This window comes from Armatimonas sp. (assembly GCF_031410135.1).
Lineage (GTDB): Bacteria > Armatimonadota > Armatimonadia > Armatimonadales > Armatimonadaceae > Armatimonas.
Genome location: NZ_JANNYP010000852.1, coordinates 1 through 7,675 on the forward strand (window position 1 = coordinate 1; position 7,675 = coordinate 7,675).

Annotated in this window: 8 protein-coding genes; 5 read left to right on the forward strand and 3 right to left on the reverse strand. The window is 56.0% G+C overall.

From position 1 onward, the window contains the following. The coding region (locus RMO15_RS30640; RefSeq protein WP_309722215.1) for a transporter associated domain-containing protein at positions 1-394 on the forward strand (394 nt) is incomplete at its 5' end. 142 nt (positions 395-536) lie between these two features. Here the strand turns inward: RMO15_RS30640 and RMO15_RS30645 are convergent. Both RMO15_RS30645 and RMO15_RS30650 read right to left on the reverse strand, forming a co-directional pair. Next, positions 537-779, reverse strand: coding sequence for a hypothetical protein (locus RMO15_RS30645; RefSeq protein ID WP_309722218.1), 243 nt, complete (start codon positions 777-779; stop codon positions 537-539). A gap of 6 nt (positions 780-785) precedes the next feature. Continuing rightward, positions 786-1,682, reverse strand: coding sequence for a hypothetical protein (locus RMO15_RS30650; RefSeq protein ID WP_309722221.1), 897 nt, complete (start codon positions 1,680-1,682; stop codon positions 786-788). 459 nt (positions 1,683-2,141) lie between these two features. Here RMO15_RS30650 and RMO15_RS30655 point away from each other — a divergent pair, with 459 nt between their 5' ends. The 4 genes from RMO15_RS30655 (at position 2,142) to RMO15_RS30670 (ending at position 7,287) form a co-directional block, all read left to right on the forward strand. Next, positions 2,142-3,410: a hypothetical protein gene (locus tag RMO15_RS30655; RefSeq protein WP_309722224.1), complete on the forward strand. Its 1,269-nt coding sequence runs from the start codon at positions 2,142-2,144 to the stop codon at positions 3,408-3,410. A gap of 12 nt (positions 3,411-3,422) precedes the next feature. Further along, positions 3,423-5,108, forward strand: a complete 1,686-nt coding sequence (locus RMO15_RS30660; RefSeq protein WP_309722227.1) for a hypothetical protein — start codon at positions 3,423-3,425, stop codon at positions 5,106-5,108. Positions 5,109-5,362: 254 nt separating this feature from the next. Further along, positions 5,363-6,070: a hypothetical protein gene (locus RMO15_RS30665; protein ID WP_309722231.1), complete on the forward strand. Its 708-nt coding sequence runs from the start codon at positions 5,363-5,365 to the stop codon at positions 6,068-6,070. Between the two features lie 650 nt (positions 6,071-6,720). Then, a complete protein-coding gene (locus tag RMO15_RS30670; RefSeq protein ID WP_309722235.1) occupies positions 6,721-7,287 on the forward strand; it encodes a hypothetical protein in 567 nt (188 codons plus the stop codon). A gap of 161 nt (positions 7,288-7,448) precedes the next feature. Here the strand turns inward: RMO15_RS30670 and RMO15_RS30675 are convergent. Beyond that, positions 7,449-7,675: hypothetical protein (locus RMO15_RS30675; protein WP_309722238.1), on the reverse strand; the 227-nt coding region annotated here is incomplete at its 5' end.

The window sequence follows — 7,675 nt, forward strand, 5'->3', positions numbered from 1 at the left end:
ATCGCGCTCGATGGGGCTGGTCGTAGACGAGTACGGCAACACCGTCGGGCTGCTCACCCTGCACGACCTTCTGGAAGCACTCGTGGGAGAGATTGGAACGGATGGAGCGAAGAAGCAAGATCTCTCCGCCGTCAAGCGCGAAGATGGCTCTTGGCTGCTCGATGGGATGCTTCCTGTAGATGAGTTCGTCCATGTGCTTGAGCTGAGGGAAGAGCCTGAAGATAGCCGTGACTACGCCACGCTGGGTGGGTTTGTCATGTCGCGCATGGAGCGAATCCCGGGGCCTAGCGATCATTTTGAGTGGTCTGATTATCGTTTCGAGGTTCTGGATATGGACGGCCATCGGGTGGATAAAGTCCTAGTGGTGTCGCTTTCCAAACCCTCTACGACTTAGATATCTTGCTCACTTAAACAACCGTTTGTTTGACTATGGGTAGATGGGGAAGGGGCGGAAAACGCTCCAAAAAACGAGATGGCGCGAGCGGTCTATGCCTCCTCGCACAGACTACTCACGCCATCGAAATCGCTGTCGTTCGTCAGGCTTTGACGAGGTCGCTCCAGCTCGCGACAACATCAATTACATCAGCCCACTGCTCGATCAGTTCACTTGGTGCTGCCTCGATAACCGCTAGAGTTTCCCCATTGGGATCACCCAGCCGATGTCGCCCATAAATCAGAAGGATTCGCCGCATTCCATCGACGATTCCTATTGCTCGACCCTCGGCCAGGCCTTCTTCTCGCAATATCTGCTCCAGTGCTAAAGCGAGAGGGTCAGACATGAGTGATTACGATACAGACATCGGCACTAGTTCGGCCCAAGTCTCAACCTGATCCAATGCCTCCGCCCACTTCTCAATCGTAAGAGCCGAGGCCAGCTCAACCTTGGCGATGGTTGCCGCATCGGGCTCACCCAGGCGGCGCGAAGCCATCTTCAAGAAGAGACGGCGTTCGCCCACCGCAACACCTTGAGCCACACCTTGAATCACGCCCTGAGCGATGCCTTCCTCGCGACCATCGGCGAGGATCTTCTGATATGTCATGGATTCTTTCATCTGTGCTGCTACTTTCTCCAATAGTTTACCGGCAATTTCGGGTGCGTACCGCAATCCCGCCAAGAGGTAGGTCGAGGTCCACAGCTTGCGGATGCTCTCAGGTGCGACCTCTGTACTCAGACGCTCTGCCACTTGCTGGACTACCTCTTCGGGGCTGGTGCCGGCAAGGTCTCCGAGCAGAGCCAGGGGAAGTGTTGCCAGGCCGCCGCGGAGTACCTGAGCCACGGGTAGTTTCCAGAGCCGGATCACGCCGAACTCGAAGCCGAGGTAACGGGTTCCGTTGGGACGGAGGCGCTCGACGATCCCTGTGAGAGCGGGGCTATCGGCTTCGGGTCTGAGTAGGATGACATAGCTCAGAACTGTGAGGCCGGTCTGCTCTCCCGCCAAGACGTTGTAGCGTAGCATCCGCCCCGGCACTGAGTATCCATCGTGCCCCGACTGAAACTCAATATGGACGAGGTAAGGCTTGGCAGAATTGACGCGGATGAGTCGGTCGGCTTCTGTGGAGACGGTTGCCAAGTCTGCGTCAACCAGTTCACAGGGTTCCGGTGGTAGTCCGAGGAGCGCGAGCCAGTCTTCTGGCTGGAATCGTACCAGCTCTTTGGTGGTCGCGTCGAAGGGAGTGGGCATGGCTGATTGTACCCGCCAGAGCGCCTTGGGGAGCTCTCACCCACAGGAGCGCTCCACGCCCAAGTGTCTCCCGAAAGGAACCTTCAGAGTGGATTCCGCCAAAGCGACGATAGGACAAGTGTCCAGGAAAACGCCGGGTCTACAATCTTCACATATGCATGCACAACCTTGAAGGCCACGGATGGCCCCCAATAATAGCCTGTTGCTTGATCCTCTTGGACAGCGACCCGATTCGTGAAAAGGCTCTGGGTGACTGGCAATATTCAATCAGAAAGAGTATAGTTGCTTCAAGCTAGCTCCACTCCCCTGGGCGCGCTGACACCTGGTTGGATGTCGAAACACGACATCACTCCTCTTGACCATTATGCCCTGCGATGCAGGCACCATCCATCTGTCTTGGAAGGGAGTTCCCAAGCGCATGACCTATGCGTCACGCGGACTTCCGAAAGGAGCAATGGAATGGCTCAGCACAAAGTGCAATTGCCTTATCGTAATCTCGGTCACCTCACGCTAGAGCGGCGGCAGTTTCTCTCGACGCTTGGCAGTGGCGTGCTACTACTAGCGGGCTGTGGTGGAGGCAGCGGAGGCGGAGGCGACACGCCGCTGCCCGCCATCCTGCAACCCAATGCCGTCCTGTTGCCCGCCGACGGTTCGGTCAGCGTCACCGGGCGCACCGCCACCCAGCTCACTTTGCACGGGAGCGTACCGCCACTCGCTCCCGGACAGGTGATCTTGAGCACCATGGCCGAGGGATTCCTCCTCAAAGTTGTCGGCACCACTCCCGATGGATCGGGCGGCGTGGTCGTTCAAACCGAGCCAGCCACTCTTGAGGATGCCTTCAAACAGGCGGACCTGCGCCTCAAAGTCGACTACGATCCCGCCACTTTCACGGACCTCACCCCCGACGATCCCGATGTGCAGTTCGTTCCCCCGGGACGTGGTCGTGGCCGAGCGGACGACACTTCCCGTGAGTTCAAGATCGTTCTCACAAAGCTGGTTCTGGCCGGAACCAAGGACAACGGGGTTACCTGTGAAGGCTCGGTCACCTTCAAGTTCAATATAGATTGCCAGATCCTCATCCGCGAGGGCGTGCTTGAGGCGTATCGCTACGTCCCCACAACACTTATCCGCGCCGACTTCAAGGTCGTTGTCGTGAAAAAGCTGGCGTCCAGTCCGGGGCGTGTCAAACTCAAGACGCTGGTCGGCCCCACGCTCTACATCGTCGCGCTATTTGGTGGCATCCCCGTCTCGATTCCCTATGTTCCGGTACTCGATATCTTCTTCAACCGCGAAGGAAAGATCGAGTTCGGCTTCGAGATTCCTCGAATCGCCCTGACGTTCCAGTCGGGTTTCACCTACACGCCCGCGCGAGGTGTGGAACCCGTTACCAGCCACAAAGTCGAAATGACCGCGTTGCAGTTCAACCAGATAAGTGCCTTCAAGTGCGCTGTCGGGCCGGGGGCGGATCTGTCCCTTCGCCTGCTGGGCCTGGCGGGACCGTTCCTCAAGTGCGACGGCTACGCGGATATCGAACTCAAGCGTCAGTCAGCTCCCCCTGGCAACAGTGTCAAGGCGGGTCTGGGAATCAAAGCCACCGTCGGAAGCGCTGTGGTGGTTAAGGATACGACATTCCTCACGCGGGAGTTTCCCGACCTGATCGAAGTGCGCCAGAACCTTTTCGACAAATTCTATCCCGATACCACCGGTGTCAACGTCGGCGTTCAGTAAAGGAAACACACCATGGATTCTCCCTACTTGCCCGGCGATGGCGCGAAAGCGCTGACACGGCGGCGATTTTTAATGCTCTCGGGCGGCGGTGCGCTCGCGGCACCGATGCTCCTTACCGGCTGCGGCGGGGGCAACAACGCGGCGAGCGCCGTGCCTGCTGGCCGAGGCGGCGTCCTGCAATTCACGATTGTCTGGCCGGAATCATCCCGCCTGATCCCGTCGCGCACCGCGAGTGTCAAGCTCCTTTTCTATGTCTATGGCGACAACGGCCCGATCTATGACCGCCTTTACAAGGAGCAAGTCGTCGAGCGCTTCACGGGTCCCGGCTCCACTAACACCGTGATGGTTACACTGAGCGCACTCCCATTCGGCCCGGCGCGATTCGTGGTCTCAGCGCATCCGTCAGCGGGCGGGCTAGGAATCGCGCAGGCACGGGGCACGGCGGACTTGGTTCTGAGGCAAGATGCTGTCAACAACGTGTCCGTGACTCTTGCAAGCACGATCAGCCGAGTGCGTTTTAACCGAAACAATCCTCTCCCCGGTCGGGCCACCAGTCGTGCGGAAGACGAGACGATCTCGCTCCGGCTCAACGAGGTGCTGGACTTGGCAGCCAGCGCGGAGGACGCCGACGGTAACCTCGTGCTGACCGACCCGACAAAGTGGGTTTGGGAGAGCGCCAACGGGGCTGTTGTTTCGGTTACAGCCAACGGCGATACGGCGCAGCTACGCGCTGTTTCCAACGGCAGCACGACCCTCAAGGCAACTGAGAGTGAGTCCGGCAAAGCCTATCAAGTACCCGTGACCGTGCTCTCCGCAGGCAAAATCTGCTTCCAGGGTTTCACACAAGGTGCTCTTGATCGTATCTACATGATGAACGCGGATGGTACGGGACTGACCCAGGTCACCCCTGATGCTCCCTGGTTTGATCAAATGCCTGATTTAAGCCCCGATGGCCGTCGGATCACGTTTAGCTCCTCGAAATCGGGTGGCAACGACCTTTATGTGATGAACACGGATGGTAGCGGCGTCGTGAACCTTCCCCTTCCCTTCCTTGGTGAGCCCCGTAACCCGATCTGGAGCCCAGATGGACAAAAGATAGCATTCCATTCCTCAGGCGGGACGTATGATTTGCTGTATTTTAACGTGTCGCGACTCTACGTGATCAACGCCGATGGCACGGGCCTGACCCGCGTGACCGACCCAGCCACCGTCTTTGCCGAATATCCTACCTGGAGTCCCGATGGTAGCAAGCTCGCCTATCTGGACAGTGGCGACCGTCAAGGGCAACCCGCGAGGCCAGAAATGGCGGGAATCAATGTCATCAACGCGGACGGCTCTGGCTCCCCGCAAAAACTTGCCGCCTCCCAAGCCTATGATTATGGGCCTAACTGGAGCCCCGACGGTGCGAAGATTGCGTTTACACGAGGCGGGAACATCGGAGTCTATGACACCTGCGTGATGAATGCGGATGGATCGGGCACGGTCACCAACCTTACCAAGAGCACGCCGGAATCCATGCAACTCAGCTTTTCTCCCGTGTGGAGTCCCGATGGTCGCCAGATCGCGTTCGGAAATTACAGTGCCGGGGTGGATGGTTATTTCATTGATATCTTTAACGCCGACGGTACCGGACGAACTCGCGTGCTCTCCTCACTGACATCCGGTGTAGATATCAATGGCTGGCTGAGCTGGGCGTAATCGCAGGTACGCAAAGACCTTTGGACCTAGAAAAAAGTATATTGTTGAGAGAATATGACAAACAACGCCATGAAGGAACTTCCTTTTGCCAATTCTCCTGGTCGAATGCAATTGTTGAACGGCGAACAACTGCAGCTGGGTTATCGCCGCCAACAGAAACAAGCCAAGACCCCCTCAATGTTTTCAATAGCACCGAGACCTCTCGGAGCCAACCCCTTTTTTTGAGAATGCCTTAATCAGGCGATAGGAAGTCAATGAAGTTATTCAAAATAGTTGTTCTTAGCCTTGCACTGGCCCCCCTGGTAGCCGTGCCAAGAACCAGTCAGGCAATCCGGCAATCCGCGCAGGCAAGCTTACTGACAAAAGAAGACGTGCTCAGCTACCTCAGCACACGACTGGGGGATCGTCCCTTTCAGAATCCGAATCAGGAGGCGATTAAGAAAGAGCTTGTCGAGCTGGTAAAACGCCGTGGTGTTGACTTTCACTATCAGCCGCTGTCTGAGTTTTCCAAACAGCTCAGTAAAGTAGGCACCAGCTCCGAGATGAAGTTTGCCCTTGCGGACAATTACGGGCCACCTACGAAGCAAGTTTTCCTGATGGATACCTGGAGCATGGATGTTATTGGTGGGCGAGTGGGGGTCGTTATTAACAATCGGGCTTTCCAGCAAGGCGAGTCCGCCGCAAAAGGGGGCGAACTCACAATTCGTCTCAATGGTACTTACGTCTGGCAGTTGTATCAAAACGACCCTCCCGAGAAGCAAGTTAAGGGTGCCTGGCGTAAGGCCACGCCAAAAGAGATGCAGTACCAAGGGGGTGAGGGTATCGTGCTGACGGTCGCGAAAGGTGGTTGGGACTGGATTGTCTTCCAGGATAGAACCGTGCCCAGCGGAGAGAAAATCCGGGTCGCCGAGCTAACGAGCAGGAAGCTCCGCGAGTTCGGCTCTCGGGTCGGGCGCAGATAGACATTCCACCGTCGCTGAACCAAAACGGGGTAGGAGGGCTGGGGTAGCATTGTCTTCAACTTGCATGAGAAATCTACAGTTTTCGAGGTACTCCCTGGAGGGATGGTCGGGGAGTGAGCTTCGCCGCCCGCTCCCTGAGCCGGTGGATATCTGCAGTGAGAGAAACTCATCTACCTAATCTTCGTACCAAAAAACGTAAGAGGACTTGAGTTTGGTAATCTATCATCTCCGCTTGATTGGTAGCCCAAAAGGGCGGGGCACGGACAGATGAATCGGGGCACAAAACAAAAAAACGACCTCACTCCCGGTGGAGTAGATCGTTTTAATCCGTAGTTTCCTACGTGACTATGAGTATAGTATACGGCGAAAACGGCCCCTAGTGCCACAGAGAAGCCAGGGAGAGTAAAGATCAGGATCGACATGCTGATGATATGAACCGAGGCCAGGAGACCACTTAGCAGTGCATTCTGGCCGGTGACGGAAAGCTTACCTTGTTTCTCTCGTCTCAGTATTGTCTCACCGGAAACTCCCGAACTGGTGAGCTGTAAAGTAAACTTATCGGACGGCGGAAGGGAAGGTGGAAGTAGGGGCCAGAGAGAGGCAGAAAAGCAACGCAGTCAAGATATTAACCTTGGCTGATATACTGCGATATGCGGATCACACTAAAAATGGGGCTCGGGCTTGTTCTCTCTCCAGTCCTTTGTGTTTTTCTACTATCAGCACTAGGTGTCCGGAGTCAGACCACCTGGACAGGCGCAACCATCTCCCTCGCGCCCATCCTTTTTGGTGCACTCGCCTGGACACACCAGTCCCGTCTCCGCCGCGACTTTCGCACGCTAACACGCCAGCGCAACGCGCTCCTTGCCATTTTGGCGCTCCTCCTCTCCATTCCCCTCACCCGCTGGCCTCTATGGTTGATTATTTACGGCACGAGCAACCAACTCGACTTGCTCGCCTCCGACATGCTGAAACAACGACAGAAAGAGTTTGATGAAACTGCGAAACAGATGGAGGGTAGCCTCTGTGGGAACTGGATTAATTATTTTGATCGCTACGCAGACAGCCCAAATCGTTGGCTCGGCTTTATATATGTGTGTCGAGTTCGGGTTGATAACTCCCATGATGAAGAAATTAGTGTGTACTATACTCTCGCTTCACAAATCAGAATTGTTCGAACTATCCAATCGAACCAGCGCTACTGGACGATAGAGGAGTAACGAGCTGTACCACTCCCGCATCTTCCGCACTTAGCGAATTGAGCCTAGGATTGACCTTTTCTTGCCCTAGCGAAAAACCCGCTCACAGATAAGAGCCATCCCCCTCTACAGAGATCGGCTTCCAAAGGTTGGCAAAAAAGAAGAGTTTTCTGCCAGTCCCCTCACGTCTCGGTGTCTTCCTGTCGGCCTAGCCAGCGCCCCAGGAGGAAGAGGAGAGTGGCGAAAGTCATGCAGACGGCAGCAGCGAGGAAGTTCGCAAAGGATAGGTTAAGTTTCCACCGAGGCACCCAGGCGTTAGGCTCGTTGTAGAGGAAAAGCACTCCAAAAATAACTGTAGAAACAGACGCCCCCCACAAAAGCCATGAAGTCAAACCACGGAAGCGCAGGA

Bases quoted from the DNA above. Each gene is read 5' to 3' on its own strand.
- RMO15_RS30670 (WP_309722235.1), top strand. From the start codon at position 6,721: ATGCGGATCACACTAAAAATGGGGCTCGGGCTTGTTCTCTCTCCAGTC.
- RMO15_RS30650 (WP_309722221.1), bottom strand. From the start codon at position 1,682: ATGCCCACTCCCTTCGACGCGACCACCAAAGAGCTGGTACGATTCCAG.
- RMO15_RS30665 (WP_309722231.1), top strand. From the start codon at position 5,363: ATGAAGTTATTCAAAATAGTTGTTCTTAGCCTTGCACTGGCCCCCCTG.
- RMO15_RS30655 (WP_309722224.1), top strand. From the start codon at position 2,142: ATGGCTCAGCACAAAGTGCAATTGCCTTATCGTAATCTCGGTCACCTC.
- RMO15_RS30645 (WP_309722218.1), bottom strand. From the start codon at position 779: ATGTCTGACCCTCTCGCTTTAGCACTGGAGCAGATATTGCGAGAAGAA.
- RMO15_RS30660 (WP_309722227.1), top strand. From the start codon at position 3,423: ATGGATTCTCCCTACTTGCCCGGCGATGGCGCGAAAGCGCTGACACGG.